Below are 21172 nucleotides of genomic sequence, written 5' to 3' on the forward strand. Positions count from 1 at the left end.
ATAACCCCCGGCGCAACGTATGTGTCGGTCAGCGGCTTGCCTGCTTCGTCTTCGGTGCCGGAACCGAAAGCGAGGCGGTGATGTCTTCCATCGGGGCAAGCTGCTCGAGCGGACCGATCGCCGAAAGCGTCGGGACGGTATCGTAGAAAAGGCGACCGGCAAGATCGGTCAGGCGCTCGACGGTGATACCCTCTAGCCGCTCCATCATTTCCGGATTGGAGATCGGACGGCCATAAAGCATCATCTGCCGGGCAATCTGGCCGGCGCGGGCGGCGGGGCTTTCCTGGCCCATGAGAAGCTGGGCGCGGATCTGCGCCCGGGCGCGCTCGATTTCCTTCTGGTCGATATTGTCCGCCGACTTGTGCAACTCGTCGATGATGACCGGCACCAGCTCCGGCAGATTCTCGCCACCGGTTGCGGCATGGATGCCGAAGATGCCGGTGTCGGAAAAGCCCCAGTGGAAAGCGTAGACGGAGTAACAGAGGCCGCGAAACTCGCGTACTTCCTGGAAGAGGCGGGAGGACATGCCGCCGCCGAGGATATTGGCGAGGATCTGTGAGCAGTAGAAATCGCGGGCATGATAGGCCTTGCCCTCGAAGCCGAGCAGTATCTGCGCGTCCATGAGGTCGCGCGGCTCGCGCACATTGCCGCCGATATAGCGTGCAGCCTCCATGACTGGCGGCGCGTTGGGCGTGGTCGGCAGGCTGGCGAAGCGGTCCTCGACCATGCGCACGAACTCGTCATGCTCGACGGCGCCGGTTGCGACCACGAACATCCGGTCGGTCGTGTAGTTACGGCCGAGATAGGTGCGGATCTGCTGCGGCGTGAACGAAACGACGGTCTCCGGCGTGCCGAGGATCGGCCGGCCGAGCGTCTGGCCACGATAGGCGACCTCGGAGAAGCGGTCGAAGACGACATCGTCGGGCGTGTCGTTGGCCGCGTTGATCTCCTGCAGGATGACCTGCTTCTCGCGCTCCAGCTCTTCTTCCTCGAAGGCGGATTCTGTCAGAATATCGGCGAGGATATCGACGGCGAGCGGCACGTGATCCTTCAGAACGCGGGCATAATAAGAGGTCGTCTCGGTGGAGGTCGCGGCGTTCACTTCGCCGCCGACATCCTCGATTTCCTCGGCGATCTCACGGGCGGTACGTCGTGCCGTTCCCTTGAAGGCCATGTGTTCGAGCAGGTGGGCAATGCCGTGTTCGTCTTCCGTCTCGTTGCGCGAACCTGATTTGATCCAGACTCCGAGCGCAGCGCTTTCAAGGTGCGGCATGGTCTGTGTGACTACTGTCAGCCCGGATTTGAGCCGGGTGCACTCAACTGTCATGTGCTATCTTTCTGCGCCTGCCGTCATCTAGCTGCGGGCATGCTTGCCGATAAAAGTTTCAACCGCTTTGAGCTCGGGCTCGATGATCTGGAAGCGCTCCTCCCTGTGCATCACATCAGCAAGCCACGTCGGAAGCGCCGGGTCAATACCGGAGGCGGATTTTACGGCAGCCGGGAATTTCGCCGGATGGGCGGTGGCAAGCGTCACCATCGGCGTATTCGGCTTTTCGCGCTTGGCGGCGACGAAGACGCCGATCGCCGAATGCGGATCGAGCAGATAGCCGGTTTCCGCATAGGTCTTGCGGATCGTTTCCGCCACCTGGCGTTCGCTCGCGCGGCCGGCACGGAAATCCTTCTTGATGAATTTCAGCGCTTCGGGCGAGATCTCGAAGCCGTTGGATTGCTTGAGGCTTTCCATGGCGGCGCGAACCTTGGAGGCGTCGCGGTCATAGGCCTCGAACAGCAGTCGCTCGAAGTTGGAGGATATCTGGATATCCATGGAAGGCGAACTCGTGGCCTTCACCGCTTTCATGTCATAACGGCCGGTCTTCAGCGTCCGCGCTAGGATATCGTTCTCATTGGTGGCGATGACGAGCTTGTCGATCGGCAGGCCCATGCGCTTGGCACAATAGCCGGCGAAGATATCGCCGAAATTCCCAGTCGGTACCGTGAACGAGATCTTCCGGTCCGGTCCGCCGAGTGCGATCGCTGTCGTGAAATAATAGACGATCTGGGCCATGATGCGCGCCCAGTTGATCGAGTTGACGCCCGAGAGCTTCACCTTGTCGCGGAAGGCCGCGTCGTTGAACATGGCTTTGACGAGGTTCTGGCAATCGTCGAAATTGCCTTCGACGGCAAGCGCATGCACATTGCCTGATGTCGACGTCGTCATCTGCCGCTGCTGTACCGGCGAGACCTTGCCATGTGGGAAGAGGATGAAGATGTCGGTGCGCTCACGGCCGGCAAAGGCGTCGATCGCAGCGCCACCGGTGTCGCCCGAGGTGGCGCCGACGATGGTCGCCCGCTCGCCGCGCTTTTCCAGGGCGTAATCCATCAGGCGGGCAAGAAGCTGCATCGCCACATCCTTGAAGGCGAGCGTCGTGCCGTGGAAAAGTTCCATCACGAAACTGTTCGGGCCGGTCTGTACCAGCGGCGCGATCGCCGGATGGCGGAAGGTGCCATAGGCTTCGTCGATCATGGCCCGGAAGGTCTCATCGGGGATTTCGCCATTGGTGAAGGGCGAGAGGATGGTGAAGGCGATCTCCTGATAGGTCTTGCCGCGCAGCGCGCGGATTTCCTTCTTGGAAAAGCTCGGCCATTTGCGAGGAACGTAGAGCCCGCCATCGCGCGCCAGCCCCGCCAGAAGGGCGTCGCAAAAGCCGAGGGAAGGGGCCTCGCCGCGGGTCGAGATATAGTCCACGTTCGTCATCCTTGATCTATGGCTGGAGAAATTCGGCGCGCAAACGGGACGCTGCCGTTCGGCCGAAAAGAGGGGGCTTAACGGCCTGTCGGGGCAGTGCCGCAGGTATCCTATTGAACTTGCCCGCATCCGGCGCCGAAAAGTGCATCAAAACGGTGCTTACCCAATCGATTTTTCTTTGCGCCGCTGATATAGACCATCGCCAACTGTCATGAAAGGCCTTGCGCGAAAGTCGCAAGCACCTAGAAGAAAAGCGTTTGCAAGGGGTGGAATATCGTGCTCGGCAAGGTCTCTCGTCTCATCGTTTCCGCATCCCTTCTTGCGGCTCTTGCCGGCTGCAATTCGCTCGGCCTCGGCGGCGATAGCAAGCCTGAAGCTGCAAGTGCGAGCAGCGGTCCCGCTCCGCTTCAGCCGAACGGCAATGCCCAGATCATGCCGGTCGCGCCGACCAGTCCTTCGTCGAGCCAGGCTCCGATCGGCACCGGCGTTACCGCGCAAGGAACGGTCGCGCCCGTTGTGCAGGGTGCATGCCCGCAGATCTTCATGCGTGACCAGGACGCGATCTACCGCACCTATGCGAAAGGTGCGAAGACCGGTGATCCGCAGCAGGTCGTCTTCCAGGCATCTTTCGGCGACTATAGCCGCCAGTGCATGCTCAACGACACGGCGCTCTCCATGACCGTCGTGGCGCAGCTTCGTCTTGTTGCCGGCCCAGGCGGGACGCCAGGCCCGGTCACGCTGCCGATCCGCATCTCGGTGCTGGATGGACAGGACGTCCTGTCGTCCGAAGTCGTCAATTTCCCGACGCAGATCCCGGCTGGCGCGCCGGCCACGCAGGTCATCTTCCGCCACGAGGGCATCAAGATGCCGGTCGGCTCCGGCGCGCTGGTCCGAGTCAATGTCGGCTTCGACAATCAGCCCGCCAAGAACGTCAAAAACTCCAAGAAGAAAAGCAGCTGAGGCGCCGGCTGCTGACAATCGCTGAGCCCTGATGGCTTCGCGAAGGCGGGCGCGCCTCTGCAAACAAAAACCCGTTGCGTGAATAAGAGCCGCCGTTTCTTGGAGGCACTAGGGCAGCGAAGGCGCTGCCCTTAGAGCACGCCTTCCCACTCTGCCAATGCGGCGACAACGCCTGGCAGATCGTTCATGCGGGAAATTACCGTCTCCGCGCCCGCATCCGTCAGTTTATCAGCATGCGAGGCATAGGTGTGCGAACCGCCGGTGAAGCCGATCACCCGCATGCCGGCAGCGCGTGCAGCATGAACACCATGCGTGGAATCTTCGACGACAACGGTCCTGGAGGGCGAAACGCCCATCTGGCTTGCGCCGTGAAGGAAGATATCGGGCTTCGGCTTGGCACGGTCGGGACCGAGATCCTTGGCGGAGAAGATATTGGGGGCGAAGAGCTTCTTCAGTCCGACCTTGCCCAGCATCATGTCAAGCCGCTGGCTCGACGAGTTCGAGCAGATGCAACGCTTCATCGACAGGCGGCTGACGGCGAATTCGACGCCGGGAATGGCCTGCACTTCCTGTTCGAGCCTGATGTCCAGAAGCTTCTGCGACTGATCGAGCAGCGATGCCGAAATCGGAATGCTGGCTTCCCGTTCGATTTGGAAGAGGATATCGCGCCAGGTGAGACCGGCGAAGCGCTCGTTCATTTCCTCGACGCTGATCGGATAGCCTGCTTCCGTCAGCAGCTTGGATTCAACATCCGCTGCGATGATTTCGGAATCGACCAGAACGCCGTCGCAGTCGAAGATGATGAGGTCGAAGCCGTCCATATACTCATGCCTTGTTTGGGGATGATGGGGCTTTACACGATGGCCGCCGAAAGCTCAACCGATGACCGGGCATGGCTGGATTGCGCCATGCGGGCGGCTTTGCCGTAACGGCTGTCATATGACCTCGACAAGCCCTGCAGGGCTCGTTACTGAACGACAATGAGTAGGGAACCCGAAGACACCATCGCCGCGCGGATTGCCCGCGTGCTTGCAGAGCGCATCGTGCATGGCGAACTCGCGCCCGGCGCCCGTCTTCGGCAGGACCATATCGCCGAAGAATTCGAGACCAGCCATGTGCCCGTGCGCGAGGCCTTTCGCCGGCTCGAAGCGCAGGGGCTGGCAATCAGCGAGCCGCGCCGTGGTGTCCGTGTCGCCTCCTTCGATCTTGCCGAAGTGCGCGAAGTGGCGGAAATGCGCGCCGCCCTCGAAGTGCTCGCCCTGAAGCACGCCACCCGCCACCTGACGCCCGCCATCCTCGATGCCGCGGAAGAGGCGACGCGCGAGGGCGATGCCGCTGCCGATGTGCATGCCTGGGAGGAGGCAAACCGCCGCTTCCATCGCCTCATCCTCACCCCTTGCGCCATGCCGCGCCTGCTCGCCTCAATCGACGACCTGCATGCGGCGAGCGCCCGCTTCCTGTTTTCGGCCTGGCGTTCGGGTTGGGAAAAGCGCACGGATCACGACCATCGCGCCATTCTTGCCGCACTTCGCCAAGGCAAGGCGGAAGAGGCTGCCGCCATTCTGCAGAAGCATGTGCAGTGGATCGGACGCGCTCCGCAGCCCGCCCAGAAGGGCGGCGAGCGGGAAGCCTTTGCTATCGTCGGCTAAATTCCAAAATTATAGATAATTTCAGAACGTGCGAAATTTCCTGATTTTCGGGCGTTTTGGCGTGTGCTTGCGCCCGCTTGTGGATCAAGCGCATTCGAATCCCATACGCATGCTCTTGCGCTGCGCAAGAATCTCCGCCATCAAATAGATGGGAATCAAAAATTATCTATAATTTTGAAAAGGAGAATTTCATGTCCCTCGCTGACCAGTCCCGTCATATCGCTTTCGATCCGCTGCGCCTTTCCGCACGGTCGATTGCGGTCAAATATCTCTTCGTTCTCGCCGGTACGCTGGTGCTTGCCCTTGCCTCGCAGATCTCGGTGCCGATGGTGCCGGTGCCGATCACCATGCAGACATTCGCCGTCACCATGATCGGCGCGCTCTATGGCTGGCGCCTCGGCACGCTCACCGTTCTTGCCTGGCTCGGCGAGGCCATGCTCGGCGCACCGGTACTGGCAAACGGTTCAGGCGGTCTTGCGCCCTTTGCCGGGCCGACGGCTGGTTATCTCGTCGCCTTTCCGCTGATGGCGCTGATGGTCGGCTGGCTCGCCGAGCGCGGCTGGACCGGCGATAATATTATCAGAAGCTTCACCGCTCACCTTGCTGCAAACATCTTCTGCCTCGCCCTTGGTGGCATCTATCTCGCCTCGCTGATTGGAGCGGAAAAAGGCTGGCTGCTCGGCGTCGCGCCCTTCATCCTCGGCGGCGTGCTGAAGTCCGCACTCGCTGCGGCCGTGCTCAAGGGCATCCGCATCTATGGCGGCCGGGCAGAGCTGCATTGACCGTCAGGCTGCGCGCCCACCATCTGCTCTGCATGCTGACTTTCGTCGGTGAGGGCTATACGCCGGCCTTCACCGCCAATTACCGCCGCATCGCTGAGCGTCTCTCGGCCGGAGAGGAGATCGAAATCGTCTCCGGCCCCGACGATATCTGCGCTCCCCTGCTGTCCGAGGCTTCAGCGCATTGCCTCCTGCCGAGTCCGAAGGCCAGGGACGAAGCTGCCGCCGAAGCAGTTGGCAGGCTCCTGGGCGTGCGGGTAGAGCAGGGCGCCCGTCTCATTCCTGACAAAGCCCTGCTAAAAAGACTACGCCGGGCCTTCGCTGCCGACCTCATCCGCAATGCCTGCACGGATTGCGAATGGAGTGAACTCTGTAGCACGGTTGCCCATAATCATTTCAGGAATACGCTGGTGGCACCTTGCTAGGCTTCCAGCGGAAAGAGTTTCAGGAATTGCCGCTCGCCTTCGGGTGAAAAGATCACCGAGCGGCTTTCCGGTATTCGCCGCGCCCAACCCTTTTCCATGAAATTTGCAAGCAGCGCCTTGCCAAGGCTTCCGGCGAGATGGGCGCGACGTTCACTCCAGTCGAGACAGGAGCGGCAGAGCGGTCGGCGCGAGGATTTGAGGCTGCTGACATCAATGCCGATGCATTGCAGATCGCTCTCGCCCTTGGCCGTCACTGCGAGCCCGTCGCCGATGGCATCGATCGATCCCGATGCCACCAGACTGTCCAGCATGCGCACGCCAAAATCGCCGGCGAGATGGTCATAGCAGATGCGCGCCTTGCGCAGTGCCGGATCCTTCGGGCCGGGCTGGTGGCGCAGATGCCCGCGGCTTGCCGCAAGACCCATCATGCTTTCGATCAGCCGGGCCACCGCCTCGTCGGCGAGTGTAAAATAGCGATGCCGCCCCTGTTTTCGCTGAGCCAGCAGCCCGCCGGTTTCGAGCTTCGAAAGATGAGTGCTGGCCGTCTGCAGCGTGATGCCGCCGGCCGCCGCAAGCTCGGTTGCCGTCAGCGCACGACCGCCGGTCAGCGCCGCCAGCATGTTGGCGCGCGCCGGATCGCCGATGAGTGCGCCGATCTGCGCAATGTCGGGTCCTTCTTTCATACTTCGATCGTAACCGAAGCATTCTCGTACGGCAATGTGCGAAAACTCCTCTCACACGAAAGGAGAAAACCGATGATCACCTGCTTCATCCGCTACGAGATCGACCCCTTCCGCAAGGATGCCTTTGCCGAATATGCCCGCAACTGGGGACAAGCGATCCCGAGAAACGGCGCGGACCTGATCGGCTATTACGGCCCGCATGAGGGCTCGGCAACGACGGCTTACGGTGTCTACAACATCGAAAGCCTCGCAGCCTACGAGGCCTATCGCGCGCGGCTTACTGCAGATCCGCTCGGCCGGGAAAACTACGAATTGGCGCGTCGCGAACGCTTCATCCTGAAGGAAGACCGCATCTTCTTGAAGAATGTTTCGGCGCCTCATGCGAAGCTGGTGCTGCCATGATCGCCGTCATCTTCGAAGTTATCCCTTATGTCGGCGAGCGCCATCGATATCTGGACCTTGCCGGTGAGCTCAGATCCGAGCTCGAAAAAATCGACGGTTTCATTTCCATCGAGCGTTTCGAGAGCCTGACGATGCGGGGCAAAATCCTCTCGCTGTCCTTCTTCCGGGATGAGGAGGCGGTGCGTGAGTGGCGCAATCTCGAAGTCCATCGGGCTGCGCAAAAGGCCGGCCGCAACGGCATTTTCGCCGATTATCGGCTGCGCATCGGCCACGTCGTCAGGGACTATGGAATGGTCGAGCGCGCCGAGGCGCCTGAGGACAGCAGGCAGGTCCACATGCCCTCGGCAGCGGAGTGAAATCGGGGCGGGCGCAGCCAGGTGTCCGCCTTTTTCTTGTAGGTAAACCGGAATATTTTCCCGAAACGGGTCGGTGCTTCAGGCTTTGGTAACCAACTTGCGTAACCATAACGGACAGTTAAGCGTAAAGCGTATGAGTGAGTATCCACATGGCGTCTGTATTTCCGCTTGCCGACCTCAAGACTTCCGTAAAGCCGGGTTCTTGGGTCGACACGATCATCAAGGGTGATTGCGTTGCAGCCCTTGAGGCTCTTCCGAGCCAGTCCGTTGACGTCATCTTCGCGGATCCGCCCTACAATCTCCAGCTCGGCGGCACGCTGCACCGGCCGGACCAGTCGCTGGTCGACGCCGTCGATGACGAGTGGGACCAGTTCGCCTCCTTCGAGGCCTATGACGCCTTCACCCGTGCCTGGCTGCTTGCCTGCCGCCGCGTGCTGAAACCATCAGGCACGATCTGGGTCATCGGCTCCTATCACAACATCTTCCGCGTCGGCGCCACGCTGCAGGATCTGAACTTCTGGATCCTCAACGACATCGTCTGGCGCAAGACCAACCCGATGCCGAATTTCAAGGGCCGCCGTTTCCAGAACGCCCATGAGACAATGATCTGGGCAAGCCCGAACGCCAAGGCCAAGGGCTATACCTTCAACTATGATGCCATGAAGGCCGCCAATGACGACGTGCAGATGCGCTCCGATTGGCTCTTCCCGATTTGCAGCGGCAACGAACGCCTGAAGGGCGAGGACGGCAAGAAAGCCCATCCGACGCAGAAGCCGGAAGCGCTGCTCGCCCGCGTCATCATGGCCTCGTCCAAGCCTGGCGATATCATCCTCGATCCTTTCTTCGGTTCGGGAACGACCGGCGCCGTCGCCAAGCGCCTCGGCCGCCACTTCGTCGGCATCGAGCGCGAGCAGGACTATATCGATGCGGCCTCTGCCCGCATCGCCGCCGTCGAGCCGCTCGGCAAGGCGGAACTGACCGTCATGACCGGCAAGAAGGCCGAAGTGCGCGTGGCCTTCAATGTGCTGGTCGAAAGCGGCCTTATCAGGCCTGGCCAGGTGCTGACGGATGCCAAGCGGCGCTACAGCGCCGTGGTGCGCGCCGACGGCACGGTCGCCTCGGGCGGCGAGGCCGGCTCCATTCATCGCCTTGGCGCAAAAGTGCAGGGCCTTGATGCATGCAACGGATGGACCTTCTGGCACTTCGACGACGGGCAATCCCTGCGCGCGATCGACGAATTGCGGTCCGTCATCCGCAGTGACCTTGCAAAGGTGGGTTGAGCAACATCCTTGCAAGGACAGGACCAGGCCTCTTCCGGTTTGTACCTCCAGTTACGGAAGACGCATAAAGAAAGCCCGGGACCGAAAGGCCCCGGGCTTCTTACTATTAAAGCTAAGATCTGCGTCAGAATTCCTGGTAATCGGTTACATCGACGCGCGTAACCTTGCCGTCCTCGTTGAAAGTGATCGTTTCCTCGCCTTCGCGGATCAGCGGCTTGCCGGTCTTGCTATGGGTCGCGCGAACAGACCACACGGCACGGCCGGAGAGCGGCGTCAGCGTCTCGACCACAGAATTCTCCGCCGTCTGGTCCGGGTAGTCGTCGAAGTAGCGGCGGAATGCGGCCATGATCTCGGCGCGGCCGGCAAGGCTGCCGACGCCGTTGGAGACATAAGTCGCATCCTCGGCGAACCAGTTCTCGATTTCAGGAAAATCGAGATCGTTGATCGCGGTGTGGAAACGGTCGATGGCTGCTGCAGGGTCGAAGCTCATGGCTCAGGCCTTCAGTCCATAGGTGGCGAGATCGGCGCGCAACTTGTCGGCGCCGGTAAAGAGCACGGCATTCCAGCCGGCAGCCTTCGCACCCTCGATATTGACAGGCGCGTCGTCGATGAAGATCGTCGCGGCCGGATCGAGGCCGAAGCTCTTGGTATGCGTTTCGTAGATCGCGATATCCGGCTTGATGAGGCCGACATCGCCGGAAACGGTCACGCCGCGCGGCTTCTTGAGGAAGGCGAAGCGCTCCTGCGCCTCGCGGAACGTGTCGGAGGCGAAGTTCGTCAGCATCGTCACATCCCGGCCCTCGTTGATGAAGCCTTCCATGATCGCGACGCTGTCCTCATAGGCATGCGGCACCATTTCGTGCCAGTTCTTGCGGAAGGCGCGGATATGCTCTTCGCGGGCCGGGTGCTGCTCGATCAGCAATGCCTCGGCATCGGCCCAGGTGCGACCGCGGTCCTGTTCGATGTTCCAGTCGTGCGTGCAGACGTTGGCGAAAAACCATTTGCGCTCGGCCTCATCGGGAATGAGGCGGCTGAAGGGAATATGCGGATCGTAATGAATAAGAACTTTGCCAATATCGAAAACGATATGCTTGATGTCGTTTGCCATAATCATCCCTTGGCTGTTTTGAACGCGAGAGGAATAGCCGCTGCGATCGCCTTTTTCATGATAGTCGGCAGCGCCTGAGCTTCAAGATTTATAACCGGCTCCCACCAGCCGTCATCGATTTGAAGGCGATTGGCAATCGCGACGCGGAAGATCGAAAGCCTGAGCTCGAAATGGGTGAAGACGTGGGTGACGCTGCCGGCGCTCTCCCAGTCAGCCTTGAAGGGTGCCGCTTCGGCTGACGTCTCGCCGTCCTGCCGCGCGGTCCATGCTGTCGTCGGAATTTCCGTCATGCCGCCGAGCAGGCCGCTTTCGATCCGCCGCCGAAGCAGGATATCGCCATCGGAGGTGACTGCCACGAAGGCGGCGCCGCGCCGGACCGGCTTTTCCTTCTTGGCGGCCTTGACTGGAAACTGCTCGGGATCATGCAGCCTGAGCGCCTCGCACGATACATTGAAGGGACAGAGCGAACAGGCCGGTCGCTTCGGCGTGCAGATGGTGGCGCCGAGATCCATCATCGCCTGGGCGAAATCGCCGGGCCGATCGGCCGGCGTCAGCAGCGCCACCTTCTGGCGCATCAGCGGCTTGCCGGCTGGAAGCGGCGTGGCGATGGCATAGAGCCGCGAGATCACCCGCTCCACATTGCCGTCCATCACGGCCGCCTGCCGGTTGAAGGCAATTGCCGCAACCGCAGCCGCCGTATAGTCGCCTATCCCGGGCAGGGCTTTCAGGCCCTCTTCGGTGTCGGGAAAGATGCCGCCATGTTCGGTAGCAACGGCTTCGGCACATTTCTTCAGATTACGCGCCCGAGCATAATAACCGAGCCCCGCCCAGGCGGCCATCACCGCTTCAACAGGCGCATCGGCGAGATCCGTCACCGACGGCCATTTCGCCAGGAAATTGGCGAAGTAGGGTTTTACCGCCTGCACCGTCGTCTGCTGCAGCATCACCTCGGACAGCCACACGTGATAGGGATCGGCCTTGACGCCGCGCCCAGCCATCGGCGGCGAAACCCGCCAGGGCAGGTCGCGATGATGACGGTCGTACCATTCGAGGAGAGGGAGGGCGGTCGGCGCGTCCGGTGTGCGTATCGTCATTATTTGCCGCGATCGGGGGAAGTGCTCTATACTTGACGAAGCAATGCGGCGTAATCAAGCCGATGGCCTCGAATGGCTATCGCTTATCAAGGTTTCGATGAGTTATCCACGCAAAGATGGGAAGCAGATTTCCGAGCTGACGAACGGCATCATCGATCCCGTTCTGGCTCGCCGTGCCGGCATCAATAGCGCGCTTCTCGGCTCCTGGGACGAAATCGCCGGCGAGGACTTTGCCGATTGCACCCGGCCGGAAAAGATCGCCTGGGCCCGCGGCGGCGATGACGGCAGTTTCCGCCCCGGCGTGCTGACCGTTGCCTGCGAAGGTGCGCGCGCGCTTTTTCTGACCCACGCGCAAGGCGAACTCATCCAGCGCATCAACAGCTTCTTCGGCTTCGCCGCCGTCCACCAGCTCCGCATCGTCCAGAAACCGGTCTACCAGCCGGTCAAACGCTCTCGCACGCCCCCGCCGCTGAAGGGCGAAGCCGCTCGCAAGCTGGAAGGCATGATGCAGGGCATAGAGGACGACAAATTGCGCCAGGCGATCGCTCGTCTGGGTACGGCAGTATTGGGTAAAAAGCCGAAATAACCTTCGCCATTCTGTTGGCAGCATCCGCGCCGTGTATTACACTGTAATAGATCGAAGCGAGGTCAAGCCATGCGCACCAGCAAGCCCATCACGGTCACACTCGGCAGCCAGCAGAAAAGTCTCGATAGCCGTCTGGAATCGGGGGCTTACAGCTCCGCCAGCGAGGTTCTGCGCGCCGCTCTGCGGGCTCTTGATCGCGAAGATGACGCGATTAACGAGATCATGAGGCAGAAAATTCGCGAAGCGCTCGATGATCCACGTCCGGATATCGACGCAGAAACGGTTTTCGATCGTATAGAACAACTCCATGCCGAACGCGGTGGTGTGGGCGGCAGTGGCGATTAGGGTCTTCTTTCGGCCAAAGGCGGAGGATGATCTTCTTGCCATATACGAATTCATCGCCCGCGACAGCCCGGTCCGGGCTATCGAATTTGTCCGCAGGCTGAGAAGCCTCTGCGTCTCACTGGAAACAATGCCTGAGCGTGGCGCGCTACGCGATGATTTCGCGCCCGGCGTCAGAATTCTGGTCTTTGAACAGCGCGTTACGATCGCCTACCGTTTGCGGAACGGTGAGATACAGATAATCCGTCTCTTTTATGCGGGGCGAAACACTCCTTCTGCATTCCGGGAATGATTGATTTGTTCATTGATCTGCGGTTTCGTCTCGCGCAGGTCACAATTCTTTGAAGAAAGTTGGCGAAGCGTGCCTTGTTCGCGGCTTCTGGCCGTTATATCGCACAATTAGCTGCCACACTTGTTTATGGGGAACCCATGCGCATCTCTGAAATGCAACTGACGAAACGCCAGCTTCTGGGCGGTGTCGCCGCCGCAACCGCATCCATGGCGGTATACGGTACGGCGCAGGCGCAGGCAGCCGTCGAAATCCCGAAGCCGGATGGCGATGTCGACATGGCCAAGGTCATGACCCCTGGCACGCTGCCGGAAATGGCGCTCGGCAAGACCGATGCCCCGGTCAAGATCGTCGAATATATGTCGATGACCTGCCCGCACTGTGCCCACTTCCACAACACCACCTTCGATACGATCAAGCAGAAATACGTCGACACCGGCAAGGTCGAGTTCGTCCTGCGCGAATTCCCCTTCGATCCGCGCGCTGCCGCCGCCTTCATGCTCGCCCGCTGCAACCCGCAGAAGCCTGAAGAGCTCGCAACGCCCGAGCAGTATTTCCCGATGGTCGCCATGCTCTTCAAGCAGCAGCAGGTCTGGGCTGCCGCCGATGACGGCCGCGCAGCGCTGCTGCAAATGTCGAAGCTTGCCGGATTTACTGAGGATAGCTTCACGAAGTGCTTGACGAACCAGAAACTGCTGGATGAAGTGAATGCCACGCGGGAACGCGGTTCCAAGGACTTCGGCGTCAATGCCACGCCGACGTTCCTCATCAATGGCAAGCGCTACTCTGGAGACATGCCGGTTGACACCATGTCGGCCCTCATCGACAGCCTCCTCTGATCCGTACCGTTTTGCAAAGGCGGGCGACGGCGAAAGCCGTGCGCCCGTTTTTTCATATGTGCAGCGTGAGGCTGGGGCATGAAGTTCAACAAGCTCCGCCTTGTCGGCTTCAAATCCTTCGTCGAACCGACCGAATTCTTCATCGAGCGCGGGCTGACGGGCGTGGTCGGGCCGAACGGTTGCGGCAAGTCCAATCTCGTGGAAGCCCTGCGCTGGGTCATGGGCGAGAATTCCTACAAGAATATGCGCGCGTCCGGCATGGACGACGTGATCTTTTCCGGCTCGGGAAACCGCCCGGCGCGGAACACTGCCGAAGTCGCGCTCTATCTCGACAATGGCGAGCGCACGGCGCCGGCCGCCTTCAACGACAGCGATGAAATCCAGGTCACCCGCCGCATCGAGCGCGAGCAGGGATCGATCTATCGCATCAACGGCAAGGAAAGCCGGGCCAAGGATGTGCAACTGCTCTTTGCCGATGCCTCCACCGGCGCCCGCTCTCCTTCCATGGTCGGGCAGGGGCGCATCGGCGAGCTGATCGCCGCAAAACCGCAGGCCCGCCGCCAGTTGCTGGAAGAAGCCGCCGGCATTTCCGGCCTGCACTCCCGCCGCCACGAGGCCGAGCTTCGCCTGCGTGCCGCCGAAAGCAATCTGGAGCGGCTGGACGACGTCACCTCGCAGCTTGAAAGCCAAATCGAGAGCCTGAAGCGCCAGGCCCGCCAGGCAAACCGCTTCAAGACGCTCTCTGCCGATATCCGCGCCCGCGAGGCAATGCTCTTGCATATCCGCTGGGTGCAGGCGAAAGAGGCCGAAGCCGAGGCCGACAGCGCGCTCAACCAGGCAACCGTCGCTGTCGCCGGGAAGGCGCAGATCCAGATGGATGCGGCAAAGAACCAGGGCATCGCCGCCCTGAAGCTGCCCGAACTGCGCGAAGGCGAGGCGAGAGCGGCTGCCGCACTCCAGCGCCTGCAGATCGCCCGCAGCCAGCTCGAAGAGGATGCCAACCGCATCCTGCGGCGCCGCGATGAACTCACTCGCCGCCTGGCGCAACTTGCCGAAGACATCAGGCGCGAGGAGCGGCTTGTCGCCGACAACGCCACGATCCTGGCAAGACTCGACGCCGAAGAGGCCGATATTGCTGAAATTCTGGCCGATTCCGGCCGTTATGCCGAAGAGACGCAGCAGGCTTTCGAAGAGGCCGCCGCCAAACTCGCCGACAGTGAGCGTATCTTCACCACCCTGACTGCAGAGCGCGCTGAAGCTGCTGCCGGACGCAATCAGTTGGAACGCGCCATTCGCGACCTCGCTGATCGCAAGCTGCGGCTCGAACGCCAGATGGACGATGCTAATCGCGAACTCGCCGGCATCGAGCAGAAGATGGCGACGCTGCCCGACCCGGACGAGAAGCGGGCCGTGGTCGAGGCAGGCGAAGTCGCCCTGGCCGAGGCCGAGACGACAATCCAGTCCGTCGAGCAGGCGCTTGCCAGGGCGCGCGAGACCGAAGCGCTTTCCCGTACTCCCGTTGAGCAGGCACGCAGCAAGCTCAACGCGCTGGAAACGGAAGCCCGTACCATCCAGCGCATGCTGGCAGGTGCTGCGGCAGGCGAATTTCCGCCGGTTGCCGAAGAGCTGAAGGTCGATCGCGGTTTCGAGACGGCGCTCGGTGCCGCACTCGGAGACGATCTCGAATCCCCGCTCGATCCGAATGCGCCTGCCCACTGGTCGGAAAACGGCGATGGCTCTGGTGATCCAGCGCTTCCCGCTGGCGCTGAGCCCCTGCTGAACCATGTCCGCGCACCTGCCGCGCTGATCCGCCGCCTGCGCCAGATCGGTCTGGTGGCTGATGCCGACGCGCCGCGTCTGGTGAGGGAACTCAAAGCCGGCCAGCGCCTGGTGACCAAGGACGGCGCCGTCTATCGCTGGGATGGCCATGTCGCCGGCGCGGACGCGCCGAGTGCTGCAGCCTTGCGCCTTGCCCAGAAGAACCGCCTTGCCGAGCTGGAAGGCGAGGCGGAGCTTGCCCGCGATGTTCTGGCCGAGGCTGAGGAGCGTCTTGCCGCCGCCGCCGATACCATTCGCGAGGAGGAGCGCAGGCTCACCGGAGCCCGCGATATGAGCCGCTTGTCCGCCCGCCATCTGGCCGAGGCGCGAGATGCGCTTGCCGCTGCCGAGCGCGCCTCCGGTGATCTCATCCGCCGCCGCGATGTCATTGCCGAAGCCGTCAGCCAGTTGCAGGCGCAGCTCGAGGATGTTGCCGTTCAGGAAGAAAATGCCCGTATCGAACTGGAGGATGCGCCGGACTTGACCGCGCTCGACGAACGGCTGCGCTTTCAGCAGGCCGAGGTCGCGACGGACCGCGGTGCCCTTGCTGAAGCCCGCGCCCGCCACGAGAGCCTGAATCGCGAGAACGACGCCCGCCAGCGCCGCATCTTCGCCATCGGCCAGGAGCGCGAAACCTGGCGCCAGCGCGCTGCAAGTGCTGAGGATCACATCGCCACGCTGCGTGAGCGCGAGGAGGAGGCCCGCGAGGAAGCAGCCGAACTCGAAATGGCGCCTGATGAATTTGACGACAAGCGTCGCGCCTTGCTGACGGAGCTGCAGAAAGCCGAGGAAGCCCGTCGCGGCGCTGCCGATCTCCTGGCGCAGGCCGAGCTTCTGCAGCGCGATGTCGACCACAAGGCGGCGATGGCGCTCTCCGAACTTGCCGAAAGCCGCGAACGCCGCGGCCGCGCTGAGGAGCGCCTCGTCTCCGCACGCGAGAAACGGCAGGAGAGCGAACAGCGCATTCGTGAAACGCTGAATGTGCAGCCCCATGAGGCGATGCGCCTTGCCGACCGGCCGGGACTGCAGACGCTGCCGGATCCGCGCGAGGTCGAACGCGAGGTGGAGCGGCTGCGGATCGAGCGCGAACGTTTGGGCGCCGTCAACCTGCGCGCCGACGAGGAGCAGAAGGAACTCAGCGAGAAGCTGGAAGCGCTTATCAAGGAACGTGACGACGTCATAGATGCCATCCGCAAGCTGCGCGGCGCGATCCAGAGCCTGAACCGCGAAGGCCGTGAGCGCCTGATCGCCGCCTTCGATGTCGTCAACGCCCAATTCCAGCGCCTCTTCACCCATCTCTTCGGCGGTGGCACAGCGGAATTGCAACTGATCGAATCCGACGATCCGCTGGAAGCTGGTCTCGAAATTCTTGCCCGCCCGCCCGGCAAGAAGCCACAGACCATGACGCTGCTCTCGGGCGGCGAACAGGCGCTGACGGCAATGGCTTTGATCTTCGCCGTCTTCCTCACCAATCCTGCGCCGATCTGCGTGCTGGACGAGGTGGATGCACCGCTCGACGACCACAATGTCGAGCGCTACTGCAATCTGATGGACGAGATGGCGGCCTCCACCGAGACCCGATTCGTCATCATTACCCACAACCCCATCACCATGGCCCGCATGAATCGCCTCTTTGGTGTCACGATGGCGGAGCAGGGTGTTTCTCAACTTGTCTCGGTCGATCTGCAGACCGCAGAGCGTCTCCGTGAGACGGCTTGAGGCCGCATTTTAATTAAAGACCAAAAAAGGTCACCCTGACATCGGGTACGTACCCCATTTGGGTGATGCTCTTTTGCGCGCATTGCATTAGAAGTTGTTTTATCGCAACCGCGCCGTTACGGATAAGTAGCAATCGGTCGTTGTGATCTGTTGAATTTGCAATGCTGTCTTCGGGTTGGGGATCGGCCCCGAAGATCACAAGGCATAAGTGGACCCCCCGTCCGGTTTTCCTGGCCGGACGGAAACAAGGCTTTGCGGGACCGTTGTTGCAGTCCCGCAAAGCTTTTTTTGTGCGCCTTCGCTGCGCCTCATCAGTTTCAATCGTTTGATCTTGCATCCTGTTAGGGATTTATTGTGCGGCGCAACATTTCGCCGCATTTGTCGATTTTCATTTCAACACCAAGGGATTAAGCTGGTCTCCGAAATGGTGTTGGGGGGAAGATGACCAAGTGGGTCTATACGTTCGGCAACGGGCAGGCTGAAGGCCGGGCGCGAGACAAGGAGATCCTTGGCGGCAAGGGCGCCAATCTTGCCGAAATGTGCAGCCTCGGCCTCCCGGTTCCTCCTGGCCTCACCATCGTCAGCGAAGCCTGCAGCACCTATTACAAGAACGGCCGCAAGATTGATCGGGCACTGAAGGAGCAGGTGCTCGCGGGCATTGCGGGTATCGAGGAGATCACCGGCCGCCGTTTCGGTGCGGGCAACCAGCCTCTTTTGCTCTCCGTTCGCTCAGGCGCCCGTGTTTCCATGCCGGGCATGATGGATACGGTGCTCAACCTCGGCCTGAATGATGAGACGGTGCAGGCGCTCGGCCATGATGCCGGCGATGCGCGCTTCGCCTGGGACAGCTATCGCCGCTTCATCCAGATGTATGCCGATGTCGTCATGGGGCTCGGCAATGACCTTTTCGAGGAAATCCTCGAGGATGAGAAGGGGCGCCTCGGCCACGAGTTCGATACCGAACTCAACGCTTCCGAATGGCAGCATGTCGTTTCGCTCTACAAGGCGCTGATCGAGGAAGAGCTGGATGAGGCTTTCCCGCAGGATCCCGCGATACAACTCTGGGGCGCTGTCGGCGCGGTGTTTTCCAGCTGGATGAGCGCACGCGCCGTTACATACCGCCAGCTTCACAATATTCCGGAAGCCTGGGGCACGGCGGTCAACATCCAGGCGATGGTTTTCGGCAATCTCGGCAATGCGTCTGCCACGGGTGTCGCTTTCACGCGCAATCCCTCGACTGGGCAGAAGCTGCTTTACGGCGAGTTCCTCGTTAATGCACAGGGTGAAGACGTCGTCGCCGGTATCCGCACGCCGCAGAGCATCACCGAGGAGGGGCGTATAGCCTCAGGTTCCGAAAAGCCCTCGATGGAAAAGCTGATGCCGGAAGCCTTTGCCGAGTTCGGCCGCATCTGCAACGAGCTCGAAGCTCATTACCGCGATATGCAGGACATCGAATTCACAATCGAGCGCGGCAAGCTCTGGATGCTGCAGACACGCTCCGGCAAGCGCTCGACACGGGCAGCCATGAAGATCGCCGTCGACATGGTGGACGAAGGTGTCATCACCGAGGACGAAGCCGTCCTGCGCATCGAGCCATCGTCACTCGACCAGCTCCTGCATCCGACCATCGATCCGCGCGTCACCCGCCAGGTGATCGGCTCCGGCTTGCCGGCCTCGCCGGGGGCGGCCACCGGCGAGATTGTCTTCACGTCGGAAGAGGCCGTTGAGGCAGAGTCGGAAGGTCGCAAAGTGATCCTGCTGCGCGTCGAGACGAGCCCGGAAGACATTCACGGCATGCATGCCGCAGAAGGTATTCTCACCACGCGCGGCGGCATGACCAGCCACGCCGCCGTCGTTGCTCGCGGCATGGGCATCCCCTGCGTCGTCGGCGCCGGCACCATGCGTATCGACGCCCGCAATGAACGGTTGATAGGCATTGGTGTGACGCTGAAGAGGGGCGATATCATCACCATCGACGGTTCCGCCGGTCAGGTGCTGAAGGGTGAAGTGCCGATGATCCAGCCGGAACTGTCGGGCGATTTCGGCCGCATCATGGGTTGGGCAGACCGCGCCCGCCGCATGACCGTGCGCACCAACGCCGACACGCCGGCCGATGCCCGTGCCGCCCGCTCCTTCGGTGCCGAAGGCATTGGGCTTTGCCGCACCGAGCATATGTTCTTCGAGGGCGAGCGCATCCATGTCATGCGCGAGATGATCCTGGCGGAAGACGAGAAGGGCAGACGCAGCGCGCTCGACAAGCTCCTTCCCATGCAGCGGGGTGATTTCACCGGCCTCTTCACCGTCATGCACGGCCTGCCGGTAACGATCCGTCTGCTCGATCCGCCGCTGCACGAATTCCTGCCGAAGAGTGATGAGGAGATCGCCGAGGTCGCCTATGCCATGGGCATGGAGCCTTCGGCCCTGCGCCAGCGTGTCGACGCACTGCACGAATTCAATCCCATGCTTGGCCATCGCGGCTGCCGCCTTGCCATCTCCTATCCTGAAATCGTCGAGATGCAGGCGCGTGCCATCTTCGAGGCTGCGATTGCCGCAGCGCAGGAAACGGGGGCGGCCGTCGTTCCCGAAATCATGGTGCCGCTCGTCGGTCTGCGCTCGGAGCTCGATTACGTGAAGGCGAAGATCGATGCCGTGGCACTGGATGTCATGTCGGAAGCCAGGATGCGCATCGACTATCTGGTTGGCACGATGATCGAGCTGCCGCGTGCCGCTTTGCGCGCCCATGTCATTGCCGAGGCAGCCGAATTCTTTTCCTTCGGCACTAACGACCTGACGCAGACCACCTTCGGCATTTCGCGCGACGATGCCTCGGCCTTCATTCCGACCTACCAGCGCAAAGGCATCATCGAGCATGATCCCTTCATATCCTTGGATTTCGATGGAGTAGGGGAGCTGATCCGTATCGCTGCCGAGCGCGGCCGGCGCACGCGAAACGACATGAAGCTCGGCATTTGCGGTGAACATGGCGGCGATCCCGCCTCTATCCATTTTTGTGAAACGATCGGCCTCGACTACGTCTCCTGCTCGCCCTTTCGCGTGCCGATTGCGCGGCTTGCAGCCGCGCAGGCGGTGATTTCAGGCGCTCAGTGACGGTAGCGATAGTAGCGCGGATAAACGTAGGGACCGTTCAGATTATAGGCCATGTCGGCCATAACCCAGTCGCTGTCGTAGCGGGCCTGGGCGCGGCGGTCGAGATCGATGCGCTGCAGGCAGTTGGCAAAGCCGTCCGTTCCGCGCTTGAAGCCGTAGCCGAGGCAGGTCTGTTCGTCACGTGCCCGGCGCTCCTCGGGCGTCAGGGTCTGGCAGGCGGCAAGCCCGGCGGCCAGAACGGCAAGAAGCGGCAGAACATATGGGCGCATCGGTCTATTCCTTGAGCATGAATGTCCGACCAAGAAAATCCATCTGCCAGGCGCCGTCAACCTGACTGTGATATCAAGCCGCGCCCGCTGGATCGCCAATCGGCAGCAGCGCCGGGTCAAGCGGCCGGCCTTCCGGCTTCTTCGTGTCGCTCGGGTCCTGTGCCGGCGCCAGCGGCGGTTTTTCCTGAATGCGGTCAGGAATATCAGGGGTCGGTTGCGGGCCAAGCGGCGCCTTTGCGCCGGGCGTCTGAATCGGATCTCTTTTCGGCATGATTCGCCTCCTTCACTGAGGAAGGAACGGCAGGATGCATGCTTGGTTCCACTTTCGTTGCCATGCGTTCCTATGTAAGAGCAAAGACAGCAGCACTGGAAAGAGCACCATGGCGATCCGCGATCGATTCTCGAAGAAACTCACCTGTCCGCAATGTGGCAATAGCGGTTTTGCCGAAGCCTCCGAGATCGACGACGCCAAGCGCAAGAATCCCGACTTCAAGGTGGATCAGCTGCCACGCGGCTTCTTCGTGCAGCGCTCGTCGGTCCATCAGGAAACATTCATGCTGAAATGCGAATGCGGCCGCAAATTTCCTTTCCGCTCGTTGGCGGAAGCTGCAGCAGGCCGCGATTAAAGCATGTCGCGCAAAAGTGTGCGGCGGTTTTGCGACAACGACATGCGCAAAACAAAGAGCTAAGGCGTGGCGAGCGAATCCTAGCGACCGCGGC

General features: G+C 61.4%; 23 protein-coding genes. 14 read left to right on the forward strand and 9 right to left on the reverse strand.

Translation table 11 applies throughout. The features are described 5' to 3' along the window. Positions 1–28: 28 nt before the first annotated feature. Positions 29–1327 carry a M16 family metallopeptidase gene (locus AB8B33_RS02765; protein ID WP_113323095.1) on the reverse strand — a complete coding sequence of 433 codons (1299 nt, stop codon included), beginning with the start codon at positions 1325–1327 and terminating at the stop codon, positions 29–31. A gap of 27 nt (positions 1328–1354) precedes the next feature. Then, positions 1355–2755 (reverse strand): threonine synthase, encoded by a 1401-nt coding sequence (gene thrC / locus AB8B33_RS02770; RefSeq protein ID WP_439014273.1) that lies wholly within the window; start codon positions 2753–2755, stop codon positions 1355–1357. Between the two features lie 264 nt (positions 2756–3019). Between thrC and AB8B33_RS02775 the strand changes: the two genes are divergently transcribed. Then, positions 3020–3706 carry a hypothetical protein gene (locus tag AB8B33_RS02775; protein WP_439017176.1) on the forward strand — a complete coding sequence of 229 codons (687 nt, stop codon included), beginning with the start codon at positions 3020–3022 and terminating at the stop codon, positions 3704–3706. Between the two features lie 131 nt (positions 3707–3837). Here AB8B33_RS02775 and AB8B33_RS02780 read toward each other — a convergent pair whose 3' ends face one another. Next, complete coding sequence (locus tag AB8B33_RS02780) at positions 3838–4527, reverse strand: HAD-IA family hydrolase (RefSeq protein WP_113323098.1); 690 nt, start codon at positions 4525–4527, stop codon at positions 3838–3840. Between the two features lie 159 nt (positions 4528–4686). On the opposite strand from AB8B33_RS02780, the gene AB8B33_RS02785 reads away from it, so the two are divergent. The 3 genes from AB8B33_RS02785 (at position 4687) to AB8B33_RS02795 (ending at position 6559) form a co-directional block, all read left to right on the forward strand. Next, a complete protein-coding gene (locus tag AB8B33_RS02785) occupies positions 4687–5355 on the forward strand; it encodes a GntR family transcriptional regulator (RefSeq protein WP_113323099.1) in 669 nt (222 codons plus the stop codon). Between the two features lie 191 nt (positions 5356–5546). Further along, positions 5547–6137, forward strand: coding sequence for a biotin transporter BioY (locus tag AB8B33_RS02790; RefSeq protein ID WP_439014274.1), 591 nt, complete (start codon positions 5547–5549; stop codon positions 6135–6137). Beyond that, positions 6134–6559: a DUF1284 domain-containing protein gene (locus tag AB8B33_RS02795; protein ID WP_439014275.1), complete on the forward strand. Its 426-nt coding sequence runs from the start codon at positions 6134–6136 to the stop codon at positions 6557–6559. The genes AB8B33_RS02790 and AB8B33_RS02795 overlap by 4 nt, the downstream gene beginning before the upstream one ends. Here AB8B33_RS02795 and AB8B33_RS02800 read toward each other — a convergent pair. Continuing rightward, the gene (locus AB8B33_RS02800; protein WP_113323102.1) at positions 6556–7242 is read right to left on the reverse strand and encodes an ArsR/SmtB family transcription factor; all 687 of its coding nucleotides are present in this window, start codon (positions 7240–7242) and stop codon (positions 6556–6558) included. The two genes, AB8B33_RS02795 and AB8B33_RS02800, sit on opposite strands and share 4 nt — an antisense overlap. 72 nt (positions 7243–7314) lie before the next feature. On the opposite strand from AB8B33_RS02800, the gene AB8B33_RS02805 reads away from it, so the two are divergent. The 3 genes from AB8B33_RS02805 (at position 7315) to AB8B33_RS02815 (ending at position 9280) form a co-directional block, all read left to right on the forward strand. Then, complete coding sequence (locus AB8B33_RS02805; RefSeq protein ID WP_113323103.1) at positions 7315–7644, forward strand: NIPSNAP family protein; 330 nt, start codon at positions 7315–7317, stop codon at positions 7642–7644. Then, positions 7641–8000 carry an antibiotic biosynthesis monooxygenase family protein gene (locus tag AB8B33_RS02810; RefSeq protein ID WP_113323104.1) on the forward strand — a complete coding sequence of 120 codons (360 nt, stop codon included), beginning with the start codon at positions 7641–7643 and terminating at the stop codon, positions 7998–8000. Before AB8B33_RS02805 ends, AB8B33_RS02810 begins: the two co-directional genes overlap by 4 nt. A gap of 149 nt (positions 8001–8149) precedes the next feature. Further along, on the forward strand, positions 8150–9280 hold the full coding sequence (locus AB8B33_RS02815; RefSeq protein WP_439014276.1) for a site-specific DNA-methyltransferase: 1131 nt from the start codon (positions 8150–8152) through the stop codon (positions 9278–9280). Between the two features lie 124 nt (positions 9281–9404). Here AB8B33_RS02815 and AB8B33_RS02820 read toward each other — a convergent pair whose 3' ends face one another. Genes AB8B33_RS02820 through mutY form a run of 3 tightly spaced genes read right to left on the reverse strand, consistent with a single transcriptional unit; the run spans position 9405 to position 11482 of the window. Beyond that, a complete protein-coding gene (locus AB8B33_RS02820; protein WP_007818057.1) occupies positions 9405–9770 on the reverse strand; it encodes a nuclear transport factor 2 family protein in 366 nt (121 codons plus the stop codon). A gap of 3 nt (positions 9771–9773) precedes the next feature. Beyond that, positions 9774–10388, reverse strand: a complete 615-nt coding sequence (locus AB8B33_RS02825; RefSeq protein WP_439014278.1) for an HAD family hydrolase — start codon at positions 10386–10388, stop codon at positions 9774–9776. A 2-nt stretch (positions 10389–10390) separates the two neighbouring features. Beyond that, the gene (mutY, locus tag AB8B33_RS02830; protein ID WP_439014279.1) at positions 10391–11482 is read right to left on the reverse strand and encodes an A/G-specific adenine glycosylase; all 1092 of its coding nucleotides are present in this window, start codon (positions 11480–11482) and stop codon (positions 10391–10393) included. A 97-nt stretch (positions 11483–11579) separates the two neighbouring features. Between mutY and AB8B33_RS02835 the strand changes: the two genes are divergently transcribed. From AB8B33_RS02835 to ppdK, 6 genes are all read left to right on the forward strand, one after another. Beyond that, positions 11580–12068 carry a DUF721 domain-containing protein gene (locus tag AB8B33_RS02835; RefSeq protein WP_007818063.1) on the forward strand — a complete coding sequence of 163 codons (489 nt, stop codon included), beginning with the start codon at positions 11580–11582 and terminating at the stop codon, positions 12066–12068. Between the two features lie 69 nt (positions 12069–12137). Further along, a complete protein-coding gene (locus AB8B33_RS02840; protein ID WP_439014280.1) occupies positions 12138–12413 on the forward strand; it encodes a type II toxin-antitoxin system ParD family antitoxin in 276 nt (91 codons plus the stop codon). Continuing rightward, positions 12376–12702: a type II toxin-antitoxin system RelE/ParE family toxin gene (locus AB8B33_RS02845; protein WP_439014281.1), complete on the forward strand. Its 327-nt coding sequence runs from the start codon at positions 12376–12378 to the stop codon at positions 12700–12702. Before AB8B33_RS02840 ends, AB8B33_RS02845 begins: the two co-directional genes overlap by 38 nt. 137 nt (positions 12703–12839) lie before the next feature. Beyond that, positions 12840–13538 carry a DsbA family protein gene (locus AB8B33_RS02850; RefSeq protein WP_439014282.1) on the forward strand — a complete coding sequence of 233 codons (699 nt, stop codon included), beginning with the start codon at positions 12840–12842 and terminating at the stop codon, positions 13536–13538. Between the two features lie 78 nt (positions 13539–13616). Further along, entirely contained in the window at positions 13617–17075 is a 3459-nt protein-coding gene (locus AB8B33_RS02855) for a chromosome segregation SMC family protein (RefSeq protein WP_439014283.1), read from the forward strand. Between the two features lie 441 nt (positions 17076–17516). Then, positions 17517–20183, forward strand: a complete 2667-nt coding sequence (gene ppdK / locus AB8B33_RS02860; protein ID WP_113323112.1) for a pyruvate, phosphate dikinase — start codon at positions 17517–17519, stop codon at positions 20181–20183. On the opposite strand, the gene AB8B33_RS02865 is transcribed toward ppdK, so the two are convergent. Together AB8B33_RS02865 and AB8B33_RS02870 are read right to left on the reverse strand one after the other, a co-directional pair. Beyond that, positions 20177–20452, reverse strand: coding sequence for a hypothetical protein (locus AB8B33_RS02865; RefSeq protein ID WP_037105558.1), 276 nt, complete (start codon positions 20450–20452; stop codon positions 20177–20179). The genes ppdK and AB8B33_RS02865 overlap by 7 nt on opposite strands. Before the next feature lie 73 nt (positions 20453–20525). Beyond that, positions 20526–20723: a hypothetical protein gene (locus AB8B33_RS02870; protein ID WP_439014284.1), complete on the reverse strand. Its 198-nt coding sequence runs from the start codon at positions 20721–20723 to the stop codon at positions 20526–20528. A gap of 109 nt (positions 20724–20832) precedes the next feature. On the opposite strand from AB8B33_RS02870, the gene AB8B33_RS02875 reads away from it, so the two are divergent. Further along, a complete protein-coding gene (locus tag AB8B33_RS02875; RefSeq protein ID WP_025669523.1) occupies positions 20833–21078 on the forward strand; it encodes a hypothetical protein in 246 nt (81 codons plus the stop codon). The last annotated feature ends 94 nt before the right edge of the window (positions 21079–21172 follow it).

It is taken from the genome of Rhizobium sp. 768_B6_N1_8 (genome assembly GCF_051811225.1).
Classification (GTDB): domain Bacteria; phylum Pseudomonadota; class Alphaproteobacteria; order Rhizobiales; family Rhizobiaceae; genus Rhizobium.